Origin of the sequence: Pseudomonas sp. CIP-10 (assembly GCF_020911845.1) — a bacterium.
GTDB classification, from domain to species: domain Bacteria; phylum Pseudomonadota; class Gammaproteobacteria; order Pseudomonadales; family Pseudomonadaceae; genus Aquipseudomonas; species Aquipseudomonas alloputida.
This window is the reverse complement of the sequence record NZ_CP087160.1, coordinates 1286710-1308825: the sequence shown is the minus strand read 5'-3', so window position 1 is coordinate 1308825 and position 22116 is coordinate 1286710. Positions and strand designations below refer to the sequence as shown.

At 62.4% G+C, this 22116-nt stretch carries 22 protein-coding genes; 16 read left to right on the top strand and 6 right to left on the bottom strand.

Going from position 1 to position 22116, the window contains the following annotated elements:
• The first annotated feature begins 4 nt into the window (after positions 1–4).
• From LMH93_RS05880 to pdeM, 5 genes are all read left to right on the top strand, one after another.
• Positions 5–1021, top strand: coding sequence for a ligase-associated DNA damage response exonuclease (locus LMH93_RS05880; protein WP_230064922.1), 1017 nt, complete (start codon positions 5–7; stop codon positions 1019–1021).
• Positions 1018–2676, top strand: a complete 1659-nt coding sequence (locus tag LMH93_RS05875; protein ID WP_003254911.1) for an ATP-dependent DNA ligase — start codon at positions 1018–1020, stop codon at positions 2674–2676. The genes LMH93_RS05880 and LMH93_RS05875 overlap by 4 nt, the downstream gene beginning before the upstream one ends.
• A 113-nt stretch (positions 2677–2789) precedes the next feature.
• Entirely contained in the window at positions 2790–3905 is a 1116-nt protein-coding gene (locus LMH93_RS05870; protein ID WP_230064921.1) for a succinylglutamate desuccinylase/aspartoacylase family protein, read from the top strand.
• A 67-nt stretch (positions 3906–3972) separates the two neighbouring features.
• Positions 3973–6423, top strand: coding sequence for a ligase-associated DNA damage response DEXH box helicase (locus LMH93_RS05865; protein ID WP_230064920.1), 2451 nt, complete (start codon positions 3973–3975; stop codon positions 6421–6423).
• Positions 6420–7070, top strand: coding sequence for a ligase-associated DNA damage response endonuclease PdeM (gene pdeM / locus LMH93_RS05860; RefSeq protein WP_230064919.1), 651 nt, complete (start codon positions 6420–6422; stop codon positions 7068–7070). The genes LMH93_RS05865 and pdeM overlap by 4 nt, the downstream gene beginning before the upstream one ends.
• 6 nt (positions 7071–7076) lie before the next feature.
• Here pdeM and LMH93_RS05855 read toward each other — a convergent pair whose 3' ends face one another.
• Together LMH93_RS05855 and dcd are read right to left on the bottom strand one after the other, a co-directional pair.
• Positions 7077–7304, bottom strand: coding sequence for a hypothetical protein (locus tag LMH93_RS05855; RefSeq protein ID WP_003254918.1), 228 nt, complete (start codon positions 7302–7304; stop codon positions 7077–7079).
• A gap of 94 nt (positions 7305–7398) precedes the next feature.
• Positions 7399–7965, bottom strand: a complete 567-nt coding sequence (gene dcd, locus LMH93_RS05850) for a dCTP deaminase (protein WP_003254920.1) — start codon at positions 7963–7965, stop codon at positions 7399–7401.
• A 327-nt stretch (positions 7966–8292) separates the two neighbouring features.
• Between dcd and LMH93_RS05845 the strand changes: the two genes are divergently transcribed.
• The gene (locus LMH93_RS05845; protein WP_003254922.1) at positions 8293–8502 is read left to right on the top strand and encodes a cold-shock protein; all 210 of its coding nucleotides are present in this window, start codon (positions 8293–8295) and stop codon (positions 8500–8502) included.
• A 251-nt stretch (positions 8503–8753) separates the two neighbouring features.
• Here the strand turns inward: LMH93_RS05845 and apbC are convergent, their stop codons facing one another.
• The gene (gene apbC, locus LMH93_RS05840) at positions 8754–9848 is read right to left on the bottom strand and encodes an iron-sulfur cluster carrier protein ApbC (protein ID WP_230064918.1); all 1095 of its coding nucleotides are present in this window, start codon (positions 9846–9848) and stop codon (positions 8754–8756) included.
• A 158-nt stretch (positions 9849–10006) separates the two neighbouring features.
• On the opposite strand from apbC, the gene metG reads away from it, so the two are divergent.
• From metG to LMH93_RS05805, 7 genes are all read left to right on the top strand, one after another.
• A complete protein-coding gene (gene metG / locus LMH93_RS05835; RefSeq protein ID WP_003254925.1) occupies positions 10007–12046 on the top strand; it encodes a methionine--tRNA ligase in 2040 nt (679 codons plus the stop codon).
• Positions 12047–12152: 106 nt separating this feature from the next.
• Positions 12153–12701 (top strand): Rnf-Nqr domain containing protein, encoded by a 549-nt coding sequence (locus tag LMH93_RS05830; RefSeq protein ID WP_019750608.1) that lies wholly within the window; start codon positions 12153–12155, stop codon positions 12699–12701.
• Complete coding sequence (locus LMH93_RS05825) at positions 12698–13669, top strand: RnfABCDGE type electron transport complex subunit D (RefSeq protein ID WP_230064917.1); 972 nt, start codon at positions 12698–12700, stop codon at positions 13667–13669. Before LMH93_RS05830 ends, LMH93_RS05825 begins: the two co-directional genes overlap by 4 nt.
• Positions 13666–14268, top strand: a complete 603-nt coding sequence (locus LMH93_RS05820; RefSeq protein WP_230064916.1) for an RnfABCDGE type electron transport complex subunit G — start codon at positions 13666–13668, stop codon at positions 14266–14268. Before LMH93_RS05825 ends, LMH93_RS05820 begins: the two co-directional genes overlap by 4 nt.
• Complete coding sequence (locus LMH93_RS05815; RefSeq protein WP_003254934.1) at positions 14261–14785, top strand: Rnf-Nqr domain containing protein; 525 nt, start codon at positions 14261–14263, stop codon at positions 14783–14785. Before LMH93_RS05820 ends, LMH93_RS05815 begins: the two co-directional genes overlap by 8 nt.
• A gap of 4 nt (positions 14786–14789) precedes the next feature.
• Positions 14790–15428, top strand: coding sequence for an endonuclease III (gene nth / locus LMH93_RS05810; RefSeq protein WP_003254935.1), 639 nt, complete (start codon positions 14790–14792; stop codon positions 15426–15428).
• 104 nt (positions 15429–15532) lie between these two features.
• On the top strand, positions 15533–15709 hold the full coding sequence (locus LMH93_RS05805; RefSeq protein ID WP_003254937.1) for a PA3496 family putative envelope integrity protein: 177 nt from the start codon (positions 15533–15535) through the stop codon (positions 15707–15709).
• A gap of 70 nt (positions 15710–15779) precedes the next feature.
• On the opposite strand, the gene LMH93_RS05800 is transcribed toward LMH93_RS05805, so the two are convergent.
• A complete protein-coding gene (locus LMH93_RS05800; RefSeq protein WP_003254939.1) occupies positions 15780–16403 on the bottom strand; it encodes a response regulator transcription factor in 624 nt (207 codons plus the stop codon).
• Between the two features lie 368 nt (positions 16404–16771).
• Here LMH93_RS05800 and LMH93_RS05795 point away from each other — a divergent pair, with 368 nt between their 5' ends.
• On the top strand, positions 16772–17254 hold the full coding sequence (locus LMH93_RS05795; RefSeq protein WP_012051399.1) for a hypothetical protein: 483 nt from the start codon (positions 16772–16774) through the stop codon (positions 17252–17254).
• 67 nt (positions 17255–17321) lie between these two features.
• Here the strand turns inward: LMH93_RS05795 and LMH93_RS05790 are convergent, their stop codons facing one another.
• Positions 17322–18539 carry an argininosuccinate synthase gene (locus LMH93_RS05790; protein WP_003254941.1) on the bottom strand — a complete coding sequence of 406 codons (1218 nt, stop codon included), beginning with the start codon at positions 18537–18539 and terminating at the stop codon, positions 17322–17324.
• Between the two features lie 733 nt (positions 18540–19272).
• Positions 19273–20253, bottom strand: coding sequence for a flagellar protein MotY (locus tag LMH93_RS05785; RefSeq protein ID WP_230064915.1), 981 nt, complete (start codon positions 20251–20253; stop codon positions 19273–19275).
• A 130-nt stretch (positions 20254–20383) separates the two neighbouring features.
• On the opposite strand from LMH93_RS05785, the gene pyrC reads away from it, so the two are divergent.
• Both pyrC and rnt read left to right on the top strand, forming a co-directional pair.
• A complete protein-coding gene (gene pyrC, locus LMH93_RS05780; protein WP_003254943.1) occupies positions 20384–21430 on the top strand; it encodes a dihydroorotase in 1047 nt (348 codons plus the stop codon).
• Between the two features lie 59 nt (positions 21431–21489).
• Positions 21490–22101, top strand: coding sequence for a ribonuclease T (gene rnt, locus LMH93_RS05775; RefSeq protein ID WP_010952252.1), 612 nt, complete (start codon positions 21490–21492; stop codon positions 22099–22101).
• The last annotated feature ends 15 nt before the right edge of the window (positions 22102–22116 follow it).

The window sequence follows — 22116 nt, the reverse complement described above, 5'->3', positions numbered from 1 at the left end:
TGCCATGGACCTCGTCATCGCCCGCCCCGAAGGCCTGTACTGCCCGCCCGGAGATTTCTACATCGACCCCTGGCGGCCCGTGGACCGGGCTGTCATTACCCACGGCCACGGCGACCACGCACGCAGCGGCAATGGCCATTATCTGACCGCCAGCCCCGGTGCCGGCATTCTGCGCAGCCGCCTGGGCCAGGACATCCATTTGCAGACCCTGCCCTACGGTGAGCGCCTGCTGCACCAAGGCGTGACGTTGAGCCTGCACCCGGCCGGGCACGTGCTGGGTTCGGCACAGGTGCGCCTGGAGTATCGAGGTGAGGTCTGGGTTGCATCCGGTGACTACAAGGTAGAACCCGATGGCACCTGTACGCCCTTCGAACCGGTGGCGTGCCACACCTTCATCACCGAGTCGACCTTCGGCCTGCCGATCTACCGCTGGCCAAGCCAAAGTGAGATCTTCGCCAGCATCAATGCCTGGTGGCGGGCCAACCGTGAACAGGGCAAGGCCAGCGTGCTGTTCTGCTATGCCTTCGGAAAGGCCCAGCGGATTCTGCATGGGCTGGATGCCAGCATCGGCCCGATCCTCGTGCATGGCGCCATAGAGCCGCTCAACCGGGTGTATCGGGATGCCGGTATCCGCCTGCCGGAAACCCGCTACGCAGGCGATATACCGCGCAACGATCCTCTGCTGCGCCAGGCACTGGTCCTGGCGCCCCCATCAGCCGGCGGGAGTAGCTGGATGCGCCGTTTTGGCGATTACAGTGATGCCTTCGCCAGCGGCTGGATGCTGCTACGCGGCGCCCGCCGACGGCGCGGCGTGGACCGGGGCTTTGTGCTGTCCGACCACGCCGACTGGCCCGGCCTGCTCTGGGCCATTGGCCAGACCGGTGCCCAACGGGTGATGGTCACTCACGGCTCGGTCGAGGTACTGGTGCGCTACCTCACCGAACAAGGCCTGGATGCCCGCGCCTTTGTCACCGAGTATGGCGACGAAGACGATGTGCCCAACACCGCCCCCTCGCCATGAAAGCCTTCGCAACGCTGTTCCTGCGCCTGGACGCGACCACCTCCAGCAATGCCAAGCTCGAGGCACTGCGCGACTACTTTGACATGGCACCCGCCGACGATGCTGCCTGGGCGGTGTATTTCCTGGCCGGCGGGCGCCCACGCCAACTGGTGCCCACCCGCCTTCTACGCGAACTGGCAACGGCACTGGCTGGCCTGCCCGACTGGCTTTTCGAAGAAAGCTATCAGGCCGTGGGCGACCTGGCCGAGACCATTTCGCTGCTGCTGCCGCTGCACGCCAATGGCAACGAGGAAGGCCTGGCCACCTGGGTGGAACAGCACTTGCTGCCCCTGCGCGGGCTAGCGCCTGAGCAAGTCCGCCAGCGCCTGCCGCCGCTCTGGGCCCGGTTGGACCGCGCCAGCCTGATGCTGTGCCTGAAGCTGATCACTGGCAGCTTTCGCGTGGGCGTGTCAAAGCTGTTGGTCACCCGTGCCCTGGCGCAACTGGCCGGGCTGGACGCCAAACGCGTGGCCCAGCGCCTGGTCGGCTACACCGATATAGGCCATCGCCCCACTGCAGCCAGTTACCAGAGGCTGATCGCCCCAGAGTCCGCCGATGAACACAACCAGCGTGGCGGCCAGCCCTACCCCTTCTTCCTGGCCCATCCGCTGCAAGTGTCCAGCGATCAATTCGATACCCTGCTCGGGCCACCAAGCGATTGGCAAATCGAATGGAAGTGGGACGGCATTCGGGCGCAAGTGGTGAAGCGCGATGGCCAGCTGTGGGTGTGGTCACGCGGCGAAGAACTGGTTACCGAGCGTTTCCCCGAACTGCATGGCCTGGCACAGACGTTGCCTGATGGCGTGGTGCTCGATGGCGAGATCCTGGTTTGGAAACCCGGTGAAACCGAGACGGAACTGGCCGTGCAGCCTTTCGCCTTGCTGCAACAGCGTATCGGTCGCAAAACGCTGGGCAAAAAGCTGCTGAACGATGCGCCGGTGGTGTTGCAGGCCTACGACCTGTTGGAGTGGCAGGGCGATGACTGGCGCAGCCGACCGCAGCACGAACGCCGAAGCCAGCTGGAACGCCTGGTGGATGAACACCCACTTGCCCCCGTGCTGTTGTCGCCTTTGCTGCAAGGCCCGGACTGGGTCGACCTTGCCCGCCAGCGCGAACAGTCACGCAGCCTGGGCGTGGAAGGGCTGATGCTGAAGCAGCGCGAGGCCCTGTACGGCGTGGGGCGCACCAAGGACATGGGCATTTGGTGGAAGTGGAAGATCGACCCGTTCAGCGTCGATGCGGTGCTGATCTATGCCCAACGGGGCCACGGCCGCAGGGCCAGTCTGTACAGCGACTACACCTTTGCCGTATGGGATGCACCGGCAGGCACCCCCGGTCGGGCGTTGGTGCCCTTTGCCAAGGCCTATTCAGGGCTCAGTGACGAAGAAATGCGTAAGGTCGACGCCATCATCCGCAAGACCACGGTGGAAACGTTCGGGCCGGTGCGCAGTGTGACCCCAACGTTGGTGTTCGAGCTGGGCTTCGAAGGCATCGCCCTGTCCCGGCGCCACAAAAGCGGTATCGCCGTGCGCTTTCCGCGCATGCTGCGCTGGCGGCTGGACAAGCCGGTGGAGGAGGCAGATGACCTGGCCACCTTGCAGGCGCTACTGGCCTGAAAAAGTTTGCGATGCCCGACTGCTGCAGGATGAGGCGCATTCGCTGAAACTATGCTTCTATTTTTGAGCCGACCCGTGTCGCAGACCGTTTTCGCCACGCAGCCAGGACCAACATGCACCATTCAACCCATGACCTGCTCTCCCCCGTACCGGGCATCACCCGCCAACTGCACAGTTTCCACTTCGGCCCTCGCAGTGGTGGCAAAGTCTATATACAGGCCTCACTGCACGCCGACGAGCTACCGGGCATGCTGGTAGCCTGGCACCTCAAGCGCCGTCTGGTCGAGCTGGAACAGCAAGGCCGACTGCAGCGCGAGATCATTCTGGTGCCGGTGGCCAACCCGGTGGGCCTGGAGCAAGTGCTGCTGGATGCGCCATTGGGGCGTTTTGAACTGCAAAGCGGCGAGAACTTCAATCGCAACTTCGTCGACCTGTCGGACAGCATCGGCGACCTGATCGAAGAACACCTCACCCAGGACCCGACGCACAACCTTGCACTGATCCGCGAATACCTGCGCCGCGGCCTGGACGCACACCCGGTCCGCACCCCCCTGCAGGCCCAGCGCCTGATACTGCAGCGCCTGGCCTGCGATGCCGATATGGTGCTGGACCTGCACTGCGACTTCGAAGCAGTCGAGCACCTGTACACCACACCCGATGCCTGGCCCCAGATCGAACCCTTGGCCCGTTACCTGGGCGCCCAGGCCAGCCTGCTGGCAACCGACTCGGGCGGGCAGTCGTTCGATGAATGTTTCAGCCTGGTCTGGTGGCAATTGCAGCAACGTTTCGGCAAACGCTTCCCGATTCCGCTGGGCTGCTGCTCGGTCACCGTCGAGCTGCGTGGCCAGGCGGATGTCAGCCATGATCTGGCCAGCAAGGACTGCCAGGCGATCCTTGACTTCCTGACCCATGCAGGTGTCATCGAAGGCACCAGCGCCGCCCTGCCCGCGCTGTTACGCCACGCCACGCCGTTGGCCGCCGTGGAACCCGTGGCAACGCCACTGGGTGGGTTGCTGGTTTACCACGCCAAACCGGGCCAGCACCTGGAGGCCGGCCAACTGATCGCCGAGGTCATCGACCCACTCAGTGACCGAGTCACCCCCCTGCGCAACCGCCAGCCAGGCCTGCTGTATGCGCGTAGCGTACGGCGCATGGCCACGGCTGGCATGGTCATCGCCCATGTGGCCGGCGAACAGGTATGCCGCAGCGGCTACCTGTTGGCCAATTGATCCGGTAAAACCATTGCAGCCGGCAAGTGGTCTGTAGAAGCACAGCCTTCGGAGGGCCATCTGCCTCATGCCTGCTGCTACCGACCTCGCCAATGCCTGGTTTGCCAAGCGCGGCTGGAAGCCCTTCGCTTTCCAACGGCGCGTATGGGCTGCCGTCGAACGGGGCGAGTCCGGTTTGCTGCATGCCAGTACCGGTGCCGGCAAGACCTATGCGGTCTGGCTCGCTGCACTACGTGCGTTCAAGCCCAGGCCCCAGGGCCGCCAGTTGGCCCCCATACAGGTGGTGTGGGTGACGCCCATGCGTGCCCTGGCCGCCGACACCGCACGTGCGTTGCAAGCGCCGCTTGATGAGCTCCAGCTGCCTTGGAGCGTAGGGGTGCGCAGCGGCGACACCAACAGTGCCGAGCGCGCCCGACAGGCCCGGCGGCTACCCAGTGTGCTGATCACCACCCCCGAAAGCCTGACCCTGCTGCTGACCCGGGCACAGGCACATGAGGATTTCGCCACGCTGCAACTGGTGGTAGTGGATGAATGGCACGAGCTGCTTGGCAACAAGCGCGGGGTACAACTGCAGCTGGCCTTGGCGCGCCTGCGGCATTGGCACCCAGGCCTACCGACCTGGGGCTTGTCGGCAACGCTCGGCAATCTGCAACACGCACGGGATGTCTTGCTGCCCCAGGGCGGCCTGCTGGTGCAAGGCCGGCAAGACAAGGCACTGCAAGTCGACACCCTGCTGCCAACAGCGATCGAGCGCTTCCCTTGGGCTGGACACATGGGCCTGAAGATGCTCGACCAGGTCAGTCATGAGATCGACGCCAGTGCCAGTAGCCTGGTGTTCACCAACACCCGTGCCCAGGCAGAAATCTGGTATCAGGCCCTGCTTGAGGCCCGCCCGGACTGGGCCGGGCTGATCGCCCTGCACCACGCCTCGCTGGCCCGTGATACCCGCGACTGGGTCGAGCGCAGCCTCAAGCAAGGCAGCCTCAAGGCGGTGATCTGCACGTCCAGCCTGGACCTGGGCGTGGACTTTCTGCCCGTGGAACGGGTGCTGCAAATCGGCTCGGCCAAGGGCATCGCCCGCCTGATGCAGCGGGCGGGTCGCTCAGGACACGCGCCTGGGCGACGCTCCAGGGTCACCCTGGTGCCCACCCATAGCCTGGAACTGGTGGAAGCGGCGGCGGCTCGGCAGGCGCTGATAGCCGGCCACATCGAAGCCCGCTTTTCACCGCGCCTGTGCATGGACGTGCTGGTACAGCATCTGGTCAGCATGGCCTTGGGCAGCGGTTTTCGCCCGGAGCAACTGCTCGCCGAAGTGCGAAGCACCTGGGCCTTTCGCCAGTTGCGCGACAGCCAATGGCAATGGGCGCTGGACTTCGTCTGCCACGGCGGCAGCTCACTGACCGCCTATCCGGACTACCAGCGCGTCGAGCGCCAGGCCGACGGTGTTTATCGGGTTACCAGCGAACGCTTGGCACGGCGCCACCGCATGGGCATCGGCACTATCGTCAGCGATGCCAACCTGCAACTGAAATACTGGAGCAAGGGCGGCGGCGGGAAAACGCTGGGCAGTGTTGAAGAAGCGTTCATCGCCCGCCTGCGCCCCGGCGATACGCTGGTATTTGCCGGGCGGGTACTGGAGCTGGTGCGCGTGGAAAACATGACGGCCTATGTGCGTCGCAGCACGGCGCGAAAGGCTGCGGTAGCGCGCTGGAACGGCGGGCGCATGCCGCTCTCGAGCGAACTGGCCGAGGCGCTGGTCGAGCAGCTCGATGCTGCCGCCCATGAACGCTTTGACGGGCCGGAAATGCGGGCAGTACGCCCGCTGCTTGCGCTTCAGGCGCAGTGGTCAGCCTTACCCACCACAGGCACACTGCTGGCCGAGACCTTCAAATCCCGCCAGGGCTGGCACCTGTTCCTGTATCCCTTTGCCGGGCGCATGGCCAACCTGGGCTTGGCCAATCTGATTGCCTGGCGGGTTAGCCGCGCACAACCACTGTCGGTATCGATTGCCGTCAATGACTACGGATTCGAACTCCTCAGCCCTGCCCAGGTGGACTGGGCCAGGCACTTGCCACAAGCGCTCGGCACCACGGACCTGCTGGAAGATGTGCTGGCCAGCCTGAATGCCGGGGAAATGGCACTGCGGCGCTTTCGTGAAATTGCCCAGATTGCCGGCCTGGTGTTTGGTGGCTATCCCGCCGCGCAGAAGAGCACGCGGCAAATCCAGGCCTCCAGCGGGCTGTTCTATGAGGTGTTTCGCAAGCACGACGCGGGGAATTTGCTGCTTGGCCAGGCGCGGGATGAAGTATTGAGCGAAGAGCTGGAAATCGAACGGCTGCATCGGCAACTGCTAAAAATGAGTGAGTTGCAACTGGACCTGCGGGCGTTGAAGCGGCCAGGGCCCCTGGCGTTTGCCTTGTTGGTGGAAGGCATGCGCGAGACATTGAGCACCGAGAAGCTGGCAGACCGCATTGCGCGGATGGTGGCGGAACTGGAACAAGCGGCGGACGCGGGATGAATTACCAACCCATCGAACACCGGGGGCAGGCGCTCTGGCTGCTTGCCGACAAAGCCATCTACTGGCCCGCCCGCCGCGCCTTGCTGGTGGCTGACGTGCACATCGGAAAGGCCGCCAGCTACCGCGCCCTGCATCAACCTGTGCCACGTGGAACGACTGGGGCGACACTCGCCAGGCTCGATCGCCTGCTGGCCGCCCATGACTGTGAGCAACTGATCATCCTGGGCGACTTTCTGCATGCCCGCACGGCCCGTGCACCGGCAACGCTGGCCAAAGTGGATGATTGGCGCAAGCGGCACAAAGAACTGAAAATAGTGCTGATACGCGGCAATCATGACCGCAACGCCGGCGATCCACCCGCCTCGCTCGATATTCAGGTCGTGGACGAGCCTTGGGTTCTGGAGCCCTTTGCCCTGCAGCACGAGCCGCAGCCCCACCACACACACCCGGTACTGGCGGGCCACGTACACCCCGTCTTCGTCCTGCGCGGCAAGGCCCGTCAGCGCTTGCGCCTGCCTTGCTTCGTGATCGATGAGCAAGTCAGCCTGCTACCTGCATTCGGTGAGTTCACCGGAGGGTGGGAAATCACCCCCGCCAGCGCCAGCCGGCTGTACCTGGCTGGCGCTGACCGCGTCTGGCCGCTTTAGCGACGCTCAGGCGACAGGGGCGGGAGGCGGCTCGTCCGGCAAGGTCGGTTCACCCGGCTCCATGGGAGGCGTCTCACCGGGTTCCGGCGGTTGCGGGGTATCGGGGTCAGGTTGATGGGGCACGCCCCCCGCTTGCATGGGCAGCGGGTGCGCCAGCAGTGACCAGGGCAACAACCCTACGTGATTGGGCTGCAGGCCTGCCAGCTTGGCACTGATTGCGGGATGGAGTTTCATTGGCTGCTCCTGACGAAAGCCGATGTACATCATGCACACCGGCGTTACTTCGTTGGAGTGCCAAAGGCGCGGGTAATTCCCCGCGCTTGTCGGCTCAGGTACGCGGCAGCGTGACGCCGCGCTGGCCCTGGTATTTGCCGCCACGGTCCTTGTACGACACTTCGCACTCTTCGTCGGACTGCAAGAACAGCATCTGCGCCACGCCTTCGTTGGCGTAGATCTTCGCCGGCAGCGTGGTGGTGTTGGAGAACTCCAACGTCACGTGGCCTTCCCACTCGGGCTCGAGCGGCGTGACGTTGACGATGATGCCGCACCGGGCGTAGGTGCTCTTGCCCAGGCAAATGGTCAGCACGTCACGGGGAATGCGGAAATATTCGACAGTACGCGCCAGGGCGAAAGAGTTTGGCGGGATGATGCACACGTCGCTCTTGATATCGACGAAGCTGCCAGCATCGAAATTTTTCGGGTCGACGGTGGCCGAGTTGATGTTGGTGAACACCTTGAATTCGTCGGCGCAGCGTACGTCGTATCCGTAGCTGGAGACGCCGAAGGAGATCACGCGGTTGTCCTGCTCGCCGCGCACCTGGCGCTCGACGAACGGCTCGATCATGCCGTGTTCCTGCGCCATGCGGCGAATCCACTTGTCCGATTTGATGCTCATGGCGGGGTGTCCTGAAGAGTTGCGAGGTGAAAATCGTGACGCGCATATTACCGGTCCCGGCGCCCAGGTTAAAGTTCCATCCCACATCCCGCGCCGGGTGGGGGCTGCAGCCGCCGCCGATCCGAATTTGCCTAAAGCGTCTTCTGACCATTGGCAGGTTGCGGAAAGTGGGGTAAGGTGTTGCCACTGTGCTGCACGTGACACCGAGAATCTCTAGTTTGATGCACGATCCTGATCGGCCCATCGCTGAATTTTCTGCTCTCTTTGCGCTCAGTCCCGGGCAGGGTTTTTCCTGACCGTTATCAAATTGTCCAAGGAGACAGAAAAATGTCCAACCGTCAATCCGGTGTTGTTAAGTGGTTCAACGATGAGAAAGGCTACGGCTTCATCACCCCTCAGTCGGGCGATGACCTGTTCGTGCACTTCAAAGCCATCCAAGCTGACGGCTTCAAAACCCTGAAAGAAGGCCAGGCTGTTACTTTCGTCGCTACCCGCGGCCAGAAAGGCATGCAGGCTGAAGAAGTTCAGATCGCCTAAGTCGATCTAGCTTCCTAGCTTTCAAAAAAACCCGCCTTCTGGCGGGTTTTTTTATGCCTGTCTGAAGGCCATGCATTGCAAGTGTGTGGAGCCTTGTGTCGCGAAAGGGCCGCAAAGCGGCCCCAGCAATCTATGCATTATGCCGAGATCCTGGGGCCGCTGCGCGGCCCTTTCGCGACGCCAGGCCGCTCCCACAGGGATCGCGCCAGCTTTTAGAAATTGAGCAAGACAGTTGCCCCACAGGGAATGCGTCAGTCTTCGCTGATGGTAATGCTGGGCATTGCCGGCGCCGCAGCTTCCTGCAGCACGATCCGCGCGCCCACCTGGCGGGCCAGTTCCTGGTAAACCATGGCAATCTGGCTTTCCGGCTCGGCGATCGCCGTCGGCTTGCCGCTGTCGGCCTGCTCACGTATCAGCATCGACAACGGCAGCGACGCCAGCAGGTCGACGCCATACTGGCTGGCCAGCTTCTCGCCGCCACCTTCACCGAACAGGTGTTCGGCATGGCCGCAATTCGAGCAGATATGCACGGCCATGTTCTCGACCACACCCAGCACCGGAATGTTGACCTTGCGGAACATTTCCACGCCCTTCTTGGCATCCAGCAGCGCCAGGTCCTGTGGCGTGGTGACGATCACCGAGCCGACCACCGGCACCTTTTGTGCCAGGGTCAGCTGGATGTCACCGGTACCCGGCGGCATATCGATCACCAGGTAATCCAGGTCATCCCAGGCGGTCTGGGTGACCAGTTGCAGCAGCGCGCCAGACACCATCGGGCCACGCCATACCATCGGCGTGTTATCGTCGGTGAGGAAGGCCATGGACATGACTTCCACCCCGTGGGCCTTGATCGGCACGAACCACTTCTGCTCACGAATCTGTGGACGGGTACCCTCGGCGATGCCGAACATCACCCCCTGACTGGGGCCGTAGATATCGGCATCGAGAATACCTACCCGTGCGCCTTCACGGGCGAGGGCCAAGGCCAGGTTGGCAGCGGTGGTCGACTTGCCCACACCGCCCTTGCCCGAGGCCACGGCGATGATGTTCTTGACGTTGGCCATGGATGGCACCTGGGCCTGGGCCTTGTGCGCAGCCACCACGCAATCGATCGAAACCTGGGCGCCAGTGACCCCCTCGAGGCTGCCAATGGCGGTCTGCAGCACCTGGGCCCAGCCGTTCTTGAACAGCCCTGCGGCATAACCCAACTGCAACTGCACGCTGACCTGCCCGCCCTGGATATCGATGGCGCGCACGCAGCCGGCGCTGACCGGGTCCTGGTTCAGGTAGGGGTCGGTGTACTGGCGAAGCACGCCTTCAACGGCGGCACGGGTGACGGCACTCATGGAGACTCCCATTGGCAAACTGAATGTAAAACAGCCGCCTATCCTAACCCGTCAATCGTCAGCAGATGCGCTTGCGGGGTGAAATATCTTCGCCAGCCCTTTATAGTGGCCGATCACCCTCATTTTTACCCCGTAGCCAGATAAGTAGCCGAGCCACCATGTCCGAGCCACGCCAGATTCTCGTCACCAGCGCCCTGCCCTATGCCAATGGATCGATCCATCTCGGCCATATGCTGGAGTACATCCAGACGGACATGTGGGTGCGCTTCCAGAAGCTGCGCGGCAACCAGTGCATCTATGTCTGCGCCGACGACGCCCACGGTTCGGCCATCATGCTGCGCGCCGAAAAGGAAGGCATCACCCCGGAACAGCTGATCGCCAACGTCCAGGCCGAGCACAGCAGCGATTTCGCCGACTTCCTGGTGGACTTCGACAATTTCCACTCCACTCATAGCGAAGAGAACCGCGAGCTGTCGAGCCTGATCTACTCGCGCCTGCGTGAAGCCGGGCACATCGCCACCCGTTCGGTGACCCAGTACTTCGACCCGGAAAAAGGCATGTTCCTTGCCGACCGCTTCATCAAGGGCACCTGCCCGAAGTGCGCGGCCGAAGACCAGTACGGCGACAACTGCGAAAAATGCGGCGCCACCTACGCACCCACCGAGCTGAAGAACCCCAAGTCAGCGATCTCCGGTGCCACCCCGGTACTGCGTGATTCCCAGCACTTCTTCTTCAAGCTGCCAGACTTCCAGGCCATGCTGCAGCAGTGGACCCGAAGCGGCACCCTGCAGGACGCGGTAGCCAACAAGCTGGCTGAATGGCTGGACTCCGGCCTGCAGGAGTGGGACATCTCCCGCGACGCGCCGTACTTCGGCTTCGAAATCCCGGGTGAGCCTGGCAAATACTTCTACGTATGGCTGGATGCGCCAATCGGCTACATGGCCAGCTTCAAGAACCTCTGCGCACGCCGCCCGGAGCTGGACTTCGACGCCTTCTGGAACGAAGGCTCCAAGGCCGAGCTGTACCACTTCATCGGCAAGGACATCGTCAACTTCCACGCCCTGTTCTGGCCTGCCATGCTCGAAGGCGCCGGCTTCCGCAAGCCGACCGCGGTCAACGTGCACGGCTACCTGACGGTCAACGGCGCCAAGATGTCCAAGTCGCGCGGTACCTTCATCAAGGCCCGCACCTACCTGGATCACCTGCAGCCGGAATACCTGCGTTACTACTATGCGGCCAAGCTGGGCCGTGGCGTCGACGACCTGGACCTGAACCTGGAAGACTTCGTGCAGAAGGTCAACTCCGACCTGGTCGGCAAGGTCGTCAACATTGCCAGCCGCTGCGCCGGTTTCATCCACAAGGGCAACGAAGGTGTGATGGTCAGCGGTGATGCCGCGCCTGAGCTGACCGAAGCCTTCCTGGCTGCCGCACCTTCCATCGCCGAAGCCTATGAAGCCCGTGATTTTGGCCGCGCCATGCGCGAAATCATGGCACTGGCCGACCGCGCCAACGCCTGGATCGCCGACAAGGCACCGTGGTCACTGGCCAAGCAGGAAGGCAAGCAGGATGAAGTCCAGGCCATCTGCGCCCAAGGCATCAACCTGTTCCGCCAGCTGGTGATCTTCCTCAAACCGGTACTGCCGGTGCTGGCCGCTGACGCCGAGGCTTTCCTCAACGTGGCCCCGCTGACCTGGAACGACCACCTGACACGCCTGGAAAACCACGCGCTTAACCCGTTCAAGGCCTTGATGAGCCGTATCGAGCCGGCCAAGGTCGAAGCCATGGTCGCTGCCAGCAAGGAAGACCTGCTGGCTGCCGAAGCCAAGGCCCCGGCGGGCAATGGCGAGCTGGCCAAGGACCCGCTGTCGGCAGAGATCGAGTTCGATACCTTTGCTGCCGTCGACCTGCGTGTGGCGCTGATCGTCAAGGCTGAAGCCGTGGCGGGTGCCGACAAGTTGCTGCAACTGACCCTGGACATTGGTGACGAGCGCCGCAACGTGTTCTCCGGCATCAAGTCGGCCTACCCAGACCCGTCCAAGCTGGAAGGCCGCCTGACCATGATGGTAGCCAACCTCAAACCCCGGAAGATGCGCTTTGGCGTGTCCGAAGGCATGGTCATGGCTGCCGGCCCTGGCGGTGAAGAAATCTACCTGCTGAGCCCGGACAGCGGCGCCAAGCCAGGCCAGCGCATCAAGTAACCGCCCTGCGGGCCATTGTGGGAGCGGCCTGCCCGCCCCCACAATTACGCAGGCCCCTTCATGCCAAACCCGGACAATCGCCCCGATTCCCGGCTATCGTCATCTCATGAATGACTACATCCTGGTCCTGATCAGCGCCGCACTGATCAATCACCTGTGCCTGCTCCGACAGCCACTCTCCGGGCTGCAACTGCAGGTGCACGGCCTGGCCTGCGCCCTGTGCATCGCCCTGGGCGTAATCGGCGCGCAGTTGCTGGTGCACGCGGTACTTGCCCCGTTGCACATCCACGATCTTGCCCTGTTTTTGCTATTACCCTGGCTGGCTTTGCTCGCCTGGGGCCTGCCCTGGCTATTGGCCAAGTGGCGCCCGGCCTGGCCTGTAGTGGGGTTGCCAGCGCTGCTGTTGAGCAATGCAGCAGTGCTTGGGCTGGCCCTGCAACAGACAAGCGACGACGGCACCTGGCCAACCATGCTGCTCCAAGGCTTGCTGACGGGTGGCGGCTTCTGGCTGGCGCTGATGGTGTTCGCCGACCTGCGCCAGCGCAGCGCCCACGCGGATATTCCCGACGCGCTGCGCGGCCTGCCCATCGAATTGATCGGCGCCGGGGTAATGGCCATGGCGTTTTCCGGTTTCAACGGAATGTTTGGCCAATGAGCAGCCCCGATCCGCGCCTACGCACCAGCATGGGCCTGGTCTTGCTCGCCTGCACGCCTGGACTGCTGGCGCTGTTGTGGCTGCATGGCTGGGGCATGATGCTGAACCTGTTGCTGTGCGCCAGCGCCGCGCTGCTGTGCGAGGCATTGCTGCTGGCACTGCGCAGCCAATCACTGAGCCAGGCGCTAAACGACGGCAGCGCCCTGGTGACCGCCGTGCTGCTGGCGGCCGCCCTGCCCACCTTGGCGCCATGGTGGCTGCCGGTCATCGCGGCAAGTGTCGCGATCGGTATCGGCAAGCAGGCCTACGGTGGGGTCGGGCGAAATCTGTTCAATCCGGCCATGGTGGGTTATGCCTTCGTGCTGCTCAGCTTCCCGTTGCAGATGAACCATTGGCCTGGGCAGGCCCCAGGCCTGCTCGACAGCGTGCAGCAGGTGTTCGCTGGGGGCGAACAGATCGATGCCTGGGCCCGTCCGACATTGCTCGACGGCTTGCGCCACAACCGCAGCCTGACCATCGACGAGCTGTTCGCCAGCCATCCAGGCTTTGGCAACATTGGCGGGGCAGGCAGCGAATGGGTCAACCTGGCATTCCTGCTTGGCGGCCTGTTCTTGATGCAACGCAAGGTGATCAGTTGGCATGCGCCGGCAGGTTTGCTGGCAGGGCTAGTGGTATTCAGCCTGTTGGGCTGGAACGGTTCGGGGTCGGACTCCAATGGCTCGCCTTTGCTGCACCTGTTTTCCGGCTCGACCATGCTGGCAGCCTTCTTCATTGCGACCGAGCCAGTGTCCGGCCCCAGAGACGACTGGGCCAAGCTGTGCTTCGGCGTGGGGACAGGGGTGCTCATCTACCTGATTCGTACATGGGGCAGCTACCCGGATGGCACCGCGTTCGCCGTCCTGCTGATGAACCTTTTGGCACCGGCGCTCGATCGTATGGCTGTGCAGCGTCAGCAGGCAGCCCGATGAAGCGCGGGGTTCGGGATGTGGGCCTGCTGCTGCTGACTGGAGTATTGGCAGTGTCTGCCACCCTGGCCTGGCGGCAGTGGACCGGTCCGGCCATCGCCGGCGCTGAAAAGCAGCTGCAAAGCCGCCAGCGGCTGGCCGTGCTGCCCGACGGTAGCTATGACAACCAGCCCCTGGATAGCCCGCTGCCAAGGCCCGCCGCACAGAGGCCCAACAGCCGTATCCTGGCGGCTTACCGTGCCACTTTGGCAGGTAAGCCAAGCGCCATTATCCTGATCACACAGACCCAGGGGTATGCCGGGCCGATCGTACTGAGCGTCGCCATCACCACGGACGGCCGGCTGATCGGCAGCCAGGTTGTCGAACAACAGGAAAGCCCCGGGCTGGGCGACCGCCTGGGAGATCCGCGATTGCACTGGCTGAGTCAGTTCAACAACCGCGATCAGGGCGATCACTGGGCACTGAAGCGGGACCAGGGTGACTTTGACCAATTGGCCGGCGCAACCGTGACCTCGCGAGCGGTGATCGCCGCATTGCAAGACACGCTGAGCTATTTCGACGAGCAGCGTAGTGTATTGCTGGAGGGCGCCGCGCATGAATAGGTTCTGCCTGCTGGCCATGAGCCTGGCGCCACTGCTGGGTGCCACCCGAACGCTGGCTGAAGGCGCGGCCATCGGCCTGTGCGCAGTAGTGATGGGGTGCCTGCACCAACTGTTGCTGGCGCCACTGCGTAAACACATGGCCAGCTGGGCCTATGTACTGGCTAGCCTGCTGCTGCTGGCAGCCTTGGCCAGTTGCCTGCAGTTGGCCATGCGGGCCTGGCTGCTACCGCTGGCCATTGCCCTGGGCCACTATCCCGCATTGTTGTGCCTGCAATGCCTGGCCAGTGACCACCTGTTGCCTGACCAACACCGCTGGCGCCTGCTCGCAACGCACCTCGGCGCTGTCTTTGCCAGTTGCCTGCTGCTGGGCGCCAGCCGCCAATGGCTGGCTGACCATGCCGAGCTGCACCTGGCCAGCCTCGCCCCCGGTGCGCTACTGCTGCTGGGACTGCTGTTGGCCTTGTACAATCGCCTGCTTCCGGGCCCTGCCCACCCACATCGTCAAGGAAAGCCCTGATTTCATGAATGCCGCCAAACGCCTGGAGATTTTTCGCAGGCTGCACGAAGACAACCCCGACCCCAAGACCGAACTGGCCTACACGACCCCGTTTGAACTGCTGGTCGCCGTGACACTGTCCGCGCAATCCACCGACGTCGGCGTCAACAAGGCCACTGCCCGCCTGTTCCCCGTCGCCAACACCCCCGAGGCCATCTATGCCCTGGGCGTTGAAGGCCTCAGCGAATACATCAAGACCATCGGGCTTTACAACAGCAAGGCCAAGAATGTCATAGAAGCGTGCCGGCTGCTGATCGAGCGCCACGACAGCCAGGTACCGCAAACCCGCGAAGCGTTGGAGGCGCTACCCGGCGTCGGTCGCAAAACCGCCAATGTGGTGCTTAACACGGCGTTTCGCCAACCGGCCATGGCCGTGGATACTCATATTTTCCGGGTGAGTAACCGCACGGGCATCGCGCCAGGCAAAACGGTGCTGGAAGTGGAAAAGAAACTGGTCAAGTTTGTACCCAAGGACTACCTGCTCGACGCCCACCACTGGCTGATCCTGCACGGGCGCTACGTATGCCAGGCGCGCAAGCCAAGGTGCGGCAGCTGCAGGATCGAAGATTTGTGCGAGTACAAGCACAAAACCTCCGACGATTGAGCCGATTGCCAAAAACCACTCACGTCGATTGAAAAAATCTTTTTTACCAGCGTCTGCTTTCTGGTTATAAGGACGGCCAATGGCCCCTTGGCTTGGAGCGACTCATGAGTACCGATAAAGACGACCTGTCGATCGATGATGATTTTGTTGCCGCAGACGATGACGCGGAGCCACAGGTTGAAACAGCAAAAACCAACCTGAGCAAACGCCGCACCATCGACAACATGCTGGAAGAACGGCGCCTGCAAAAGCAGTTGGCCGATTTCGATTACGACCTGTAGTGCGGGTCCCGTAGTCAAGGACCGATAGCCCTGGCAAAGCCTCCTGGCTGGAGGCTTCAAGGCTTGGCGATCAGTTCAGACCTTGCCGTTGCGCCAGCTCGATCAGGTCAACCAATGACCGTGCATTGAGCTTGAGCAGCAGCCGTGACTTGTAGGTACTGACCGTCTTGTTACTGAGGTACATGCTGTCGGCAATCTCCTTGTTCGAACGCCCTCGCGCCAGTTGTTGCAGCACCGTCATTTCTCGCGCAGACAGGCGATTCACCATATCCGTCTCGCTGCCCGCCCCCCTGCCACGTGACGCATGCAAGGCCTGGTTGGGGAAGTAGCTGTAACCCGACAACACAGCCTTGATAGCGCTGAGCAGTTCGGTAAGCTCCTGCTGCTTGCACACGTAACCCGCCGCCCCTGCCTGCATGCAGCGCATCGAAAAGTTGCCGGGGGCCTGCGACGTCAGCACCAGTACCTTGCTACCCGGGCTGAATGTCGCCATGCGGGCGATCACCTCCAGGCCATCCAGCTTCGGGATACCGATATCCAGCACCACAATATCCGGCAGGTGTTGCCGCGTCAGCTGCAGCGCAGCTACCCCATTGTCAGTCTCCGCCACAACGTCATACCCATGCCGCTCCATCAGCATGCGTACGGCCAGGCGTATGACCGGATGATCATCCACGATAAGCACTTTATTCATGCGATATCCATACATTGTTGTTGCTTTGGCACGCCACGATAACCGACAGGACGCTTGCTGGCGCGGCGATTTACCAGCGAAAGCGATGGACAGAAAAAGCCTACAGAACTTACAGAAACTTCCTACACATAATGACTATGGTTGTAACAAACAAATTACTTATTACCGAAAGAAACGGTACCACCCGCAGACATAAACGTACCAGTTGAATACTGATCTTCAGCAGAGGAAAACTTCCGATTCAAACACGTTGAAAAAGCCATACAACGAGGTTCTCTGACGATCATTCCTCCCCTGGGAAACAATCCAGCCTTTAGTTGAGTACAGCAGTAAGGTAAAGATGGACAAAACCGCTGGAGACGGCCCATATGACCCAAGCACAACCTGTCGCCCCGCTGACGATCATTGCCATCTTCGCGGGGATCATCGAAGCCTCCGCCCTTGCCACACTGCCATTTCTCGGCGAGTCCAGCCAAAAGCTCTACACCTGGTTCCTGGTAGGCTTTCCATTCTTTCTGACGGCACTGTTCTTTCTGACGCTCAACTTCAATTACAAGTCGTTCTACAACCCGCTACCCGACAGCACAGCACAGCCCAACACGCCAGCACTGAACAGTGTGGCCACACCCGCGATTTCCAATGATGCCCGTGAGGCGGTACAGGGCGAGCCTGTCACGTTCATGTTCTCCGGCCCCGACGCCTATCGCATGATGGAGCAGCAACTCTTGCACGCACTTGCCCAACCGCCCGAGCCAACGCGAGTCTGGCGCTTTTGCAATCTGGAGAGACGTCAATGTGCGCAGCTTTCGATCAGCGCACTTGAGGGCGATGATGTGAGCCATCGAAGTTGAACGACCCGCCTTTGCGCGGGCATAAAAAAACCCCGGACTGAGCCGGGGTTTTCGCACACACCAGCAATCAGAGCAGCGAACGGCCCTTGTTGGCGGCAATGCGCATACGCAGTGCATTGAGCTTGATGAAGCCAGCAGCATCTGCCTGGTTGTAGGCACCACCATCTTCTTCAAAGGTGGCGATGTTGGCATCGAACAGCGAATCGTCCGACTTGCGGCCAACCACGGTCACATTGCCCTTGTACAGTTTCAGGCGCACCACACCATTCACGTTGACCTGCGAAGCATCGATCATCTGCTGCAGCATCAGACGCTCCGGGCTCCACCAGTAGCCGGTGTAGATCAGGCTGGCATACTTTGGCATCAGCTCATCTTTCAGGTGAGCGACTTCGCGGTCCAGGGTGATCGACTCGATGGCACGGTGTGCCTTGAGCATGATGGTACCGCCAGGCGTTTCGTAGCAACCGCGCGACTTCATGCCGACGTAACGGTTTTCGACGATGTCCAGACGGCCGATGCCGTTGGCACCACCGATACGGTTCAGGTCTGCCAGGACGGTGGCCGGGGATTTCTCGACGCCGTCGATGGCAACGATGTCACCATTGCGGTAGGTCAGCTCGATGTAGGTAGCCTGGTCCGGGGCGTTCTCAGGCGAGACACTCCAGCGCCACATGTCTTCTTCGTGCTCGGTCCAGGTATCTTCCAGGACACCGCCTTCGTAGGAGATGTGCAGCAGGTTGGCGTCCATCGAGTACGGCGACTTCTTCTTGCCGTGGCGCTCGATCGGGATGCCGTGCTTCTCGGCGTAGTCCATCAGCTTTTCGCGGGACAGCAGGTCCCACTCACGCCATGGGGCGATGACCTTGACGCCTGGCTTCAGGGCATAGGCACCCAGCTCGAAGCGCACCTGGTCGTTACCCTTACCGGTGGCGCCATGGGAAATGGCGTCAGCGCCGGTTTCGTTGGCGATTTCGATCAGACGCTTGGCGATCAGCGGACGGGCGATGGAAGTACCCAGCAGGTACTCGCCTTCGTAGACGGTGTTGGCGCGGAACATCGGGAACACGAAATCACGCACGAATTCTTCGCGCAGGTCGTCGATGTAGATCTCTTTAACGCCCATTGCCTGGGCCTTGGCACGGGCCGGTTCGACCTCTTCGCCCTGCCCCAGGTCAGCGGTGAAGGTCACCACTTCGCAGTTGTAGGTATCCTGCAGCCACTTGAGAATCACCGAAGTATCAAGGCCGCCGGAATACGCCAGTACGACCTTTTTTACGTCCGCCATGCCATCACTCCACGGGGTTGTACGGAAAGGGACCGATTCTACCGGCGTTGCGGATAAATTTACAGTGGGGCGACAGCTTCTGACGACAAAGCGACAGGAACTTTCGTAGGGGCGACGGGCGGTCGGTTGCGGGATGTGGCATGAGGACCATGGAGGGGCGTCGAGCCGCAGCGTGCATGCCTTGAGGAGTTCAGCGCCTGTGAGATCGAGCGCCGCCAGGTGTCCGCCTCGACACATTCTGCGCCTGTGAGACCGAGCGCCGCCAGGTGTCCGCCTCGACACATTCTGCGCCTGCGAGACCGAGCGCCGCCAGGTGTCCGCCTCGACACATTCTGCGCCTGCGAGATCGAGCGCCGCCAGGTGTCCGCCTCGACACATTCTGCGCCTGCGAGATCGAGCGCCGCCCGCGCGGCGCTTCGCGGGTAAACCCGCTCCTACGTTTGTTTCGGGCCAGTCCATCCTGTGCCTGGCGTGCGCGACCGCCTTGTTGGTACGACGCGATATCGAGATAGGCACCAAGGCGTTCGCGCGCGAATCCCACAGGCATAATTGGCCCGAAACAAACGTAGGAGCGGGTTTACCCGCGAAGCGCCGCGCGGGCGGCGCTCGGTCTCACAGGCGCAGAATGTGTCGAGGCGGACACCTGGCGGCGCTCGATCTCACAGGCGCTGAAAATGTTGTGACGAACCCCTGGCGGCCTTGATGCGAGCCCATGACATGCACCGACCAGATCTCAGGGCGCCTTCGCCCCTGGAACGCCCGAGGCAGGTGCAGCAACCGGCCCCGCTGGAACAGGCCCTGATACCGGTGCAACAACCGGCGCCGCTTGCTCAACCGGCTTTTCCACCGGTTTCTCAACCACCGCCACCCGATCCAGCTCGATATTCACCCGACGATTACGCGCCCGATTCGACGCACTGTTGTTCTTCGCGAGCGGATAACGTTCGCCATGGAAGCGCACAGTGATCTGCTCCTCCGGCACACCGTTAGCCTTGAAGTAATCGGCAACGGCCAATGCGCGGCGGCGTGACAGGTCGCGGTTGGCCAGGCGGTTGCCACTGTTGTCGGAATGCCCATTGAGCTCGACATGATTCACCGTCGGGTCGGCTTTCATGTAATCGAGGATCACGTCCAGCCGCGCCTTGGCTGCTGCATCCAGCTCGATACCGCCCCCGGGGAAACCCACCTGGGTCTGGCGCACCTGGTCGTAGTTCATCGGCAACAGCTTGCCAGCACAGACCTGATAGTCATTGTAGGCTTTGGCGAAGCTGACCGGCAGCACACGCACCTCCATCGGCCTGCCCGCCTCACCGGTGTAGTTGCGCACGACGGTGCTACGCCCGTCGAGCAAGCCGTTGATCAGCCGGCTGGCCTGCCCTTGGGAGGAGCTGAACAGCACGCCACTGCGGGCCATACGCACATTGCCCAGGTTGATATCGCCACGCCCAGGTTGCCACGGCGCTGCCGCAGCCAGCAGGCTGGCGGTGCCGGCACCCAGTACATTGCTGTCCGACCGCAGCTGGAACACCGGCTGCTCGCCTGCCCGACGCACGAACGTACCGCTGCCGAAACCTTCGATCGGCTGGCTCAGACGGCACTCGAACTGGTCACCCTCGACCTTCCAGGCAATGTTCTCCATGCGCGTCTGGAAAGTCAGTGCGCCGGCCGGCAGGCTGGCGAACAGGGTCAACAGGGCTAGGTAACGCTGGCGCACGGGCGGCTCCACAAATTCTGACGGCTTACCTGCAGGCTATCGGACGCTGTCCGGAAAACTTGATAGCCGTGCTCGCCCCGGGGTTTTCCGGTAGGATTGGGGCTTGAGTTCGACCCGCCTGGAATCCCCAATGTCCGATCGCCTGACCCTCCTGCGCCCCGACGACTGGCACATCCATCTGCGCGATGGTGCCGTCCTGCCCCACACCGTTGGCGACGTGGCGCGTACCTTCGCCCGTGCCATCATCATGCCCAACCTCGTGCCGCCGGTGCGCAATGCCACCGAGGCCGGCGCCTACCGTGAGCGCATTCTGGCTGCCCGCCCGGCCGGCAGCCGCTTCGAGCCGCTGATGGTGCTGTACCTCACCGACAACATCAGCCCCGAGGACATCCGCGCGGCCAAGGCCAGCGGTTTCGTGTACGCCGCCAAGTTGTACCCGGCCGGCGCCACCACCAACTCCGATTCCGGCGTGACCAGCATCGACAACATCTTCCCGGCCATAGAGGCAATGGCGGAAGTGGGCATGCCGCTGCTGGTGCATGGCGAAGTGACCCGCAGCGAGATCGACGTGTTCGACCGCGAGAAGCGCTTCATCGACGAGCACATGCGCCGTGTGGTCGAGCGCTTCCCGACGCTGAAAGTGGTGTTCGAACACATCACCACCAGCGATGCCGCGCAGTTCGTCACCGAGGCCCCGGCCAACGTGGGTGCGACCATCACCGCCCAGCACCTGCTGTACAACCGCAACCACATGCTGGTCGGCGGTATTCGCCCGCACTTCTACTGCCTGCCGATCCTCAAGCGCAACACTCACCAGGTGGCCTTGCTGGACGCAGCCACCAGCGGCAATCCGAAGTTCTTCCTCGGCACCGACTCGGCACCTCATGCCCGTCACGCCAAGGAAGCAGCCTGCGGTTGCGCGGGTTGCTACACCGCCTATGCGGCCATCGAGATGTACGCCGAAGCGTTCGAGCAGCGTAACGCGCTGGACAAGCTGGAAGGCTTCGCCAGCCTGCACGGCCCGGCCTTCTATGGCCTGCCGGCGAACACCGACACCATTACCCTGGTCCGCGAAGAATGGACCGCTCCGGAAAGCCTGCCATTTGGCGAGCAAACCGTAGTCCCGCTGCGCGCTGGCGAAAAACTGCGCTGGCGCCTGCTGGAGAAAAACGCGTGAGCGAAGACCTTTACGAAGACGACCTGGACACCCAAGGCAGCAGCGGTCCTCGCCATCCGATGGCCGAGCGCTTCCGCGGCTATCTGCCGGTCGTGGTGGATGTTGAAACCGGTGGTTTCAACAGCGCTACCGATGCATTGCTGGAAATTGCCGCCGTCACCATCGGCATGGACGAGAAAGGCTTCCTGTTCCCCGAACATACCTACTTCCACCGCGTGGAGCCGTTCGAGGGCGCCAACATCGAGCCGGCCGCACTTGAGTTCACCGGGATCAAGCTGGACCACCCGCTGCGCATGGCGGTCAGCGAGGAAAGCGCGATGACCGACATCTTCCGTGGCGTGCGCAAGGCACTCAAGGCCAACGGCTGCAAGCGGGCAATTCTGGTCGGCCACAACAGCAGCTTCGACCTGGGTTTCCTCAATGCAGCAGTGGCGCGCAATGACCTGAAGCGCAACCCGTTCCACCCGTTCTCCAGCTTCGACACCGCCACCCTGGCGGGCCTGGCGTATGGCCAGACCGTGCTGGCACGAGCCTGCCAGAGCGCTGACATCGATTTCGACGGGCGTGAGGCGCACTCGGCACGTTATGACACCGAGAAAACCGCTGAGCTGTTCTGCGGCATCGTCAACCGCTGGAAAGAAATGGGCGGCTGGCGCGATTTCAACGATTGATCTGCCAAAAGCATT

Bases quoted from the DNA above. Each gene is read 5' to 3' on its own strand.
- LMH93_RS05880 (WP_230064922.1), top strand. From the start codon at position 5: ATGGACCTCGTCATCGCCCGCCCCGAAGGCCTGTACTGCCCGCCCGGA.
- LMH93_RS05875 (WP_003254911.1), top strand. From the start codon at position 1,018: ATGAAAGCCTTCGCAACGCTGTTCCTGCGCCTGGACGCGACCACCTCC.
- LMH93_RS05870 (WP_230064921.1), top strand. From the start codon at position 2,790: ATGCACCATTCAACCCATGACCTGCTCTCCCCCGTACCGGGCATCACC.
- LMH93_RS05865 (WP_230064920.1), top strand. From the start codon at position 3,973: ATGCCTGCTGCTACCGACCTCGCCAATGCCTGGTTTGCCAAGCGCGGC.
- pdeM (WP_230064919.1), top strand. From the start codon at position 6,420: ATGAATTACCAACCCATCGAACACCGGGGGCAGGCGCTCTGGCTGCTT.
- LMH93_RS05855 (WP_003254918.1), bottom strand. From the start codon at position 7,304: ATGAAACTCCATCCCGCAATCAGTGCCAAGCTGGCAGGCCTGCAGCCC.
- dcd (WP_003254920.1), bottom strand. From the start codon at position 7,965: ATGAGCATCAAATCGGACAAGTGGATTCGCCGCATGGCGCAGGAACAC.
- LMH93_RS05845 (WP_003254922.1), top strand. From the start codon at position 8,293: ATGTCCAACCGTCAATCCGGTGTTGTTAAGTGGTTCAACGATGAGAAA.
- apbC (WP_230064918.1), bottom strand. From the start codon at position 9,848: ATGAGTGCCGTCACCCGTGCCGCCGTTGAAGGCGTGCTTCGCCAGTAC.
- metG (WP_003254925.1), top strand. From the start codon at position 10,007: ATGTCCGAGCCACGCCAGATTCTCGTCACCAGCGCCCTGCCCTATGCC.
- LMH93_RS05830 (WP_019750608.1), top strand. From the start codon at position 12,153: ATGAATGACTACATCCTGGTCCTGATCAGCGCCGCACTGATCAATCAC.
- LMH93_RS05825 (WP_230064917.1), top strand. From the start codon at position 12,698: ATGAGCAGCCCCGATCCGCGCCTACGCACCAGCATGGGCCTGGTCTTG.
- LMH93_RS05820 (WP_230064916.1), top strand. From the start codon at position 13,666: ATGAAGCGCGGGGTTCGGGATGTGGGCCTGCTGCTGCTGACTGGAGTA.
- LMH93_RS05815 (WP_003254934.1), top strand. From the start codon at position 14,261: ATGAATAGGTTCTGCCTGCTGGCCATGAGCCTGGCGCCACTGCTGGGT.
- nth (WP_003254935.1), top strand. From the start codon at position 14,790: ATGAATGCCGCCAAACGCCTGGAGATTTTTCGCAGGCTGCACGAAGAC.
- LMH93_RS05805 (WP_003254937.1), top strand. From the start codon at position 15,533: ATGAGTACCGATAAAGACGACCTGTCGATCGATGATGATTTTGTTGCC.
- LMH93_RS05800 (WP_003254939.1), bottom strand. From the start codon at position 16,403: ATGAATAAAGTGCTTATCGTGGATGATCATCCGGTCATACGCCTGGCC.
- LMH93_RS05795 (WP_012051399.1), top strand. From the start codon at position 16,772: ATGACCCAAGCACAACCTGTCGCCCCGCTGACGATCATTGCCATCTTC.
- LMH93_RS05790 (WP_003254941.1), bottom strand. From the start codon at position 18,539: ATGGCGGACGTAAAAAAGGTCGTACTGGCGTATTCCGGCGGCCTTGAT.
- pyrC (WP_003254943.1), top strand. From the start codon at position 20,384: ATGTCCGATCGCCTGACCCTCCTGCGCCCCGACGACTGGCACATCCAT.
- rnt (WP_010952252.1), top strand. From the start codon at position 21,490: ATGGCCGAGCGCTTCCGCGGCTATCTGCCGGTCGTGGTGGATGTTGAA.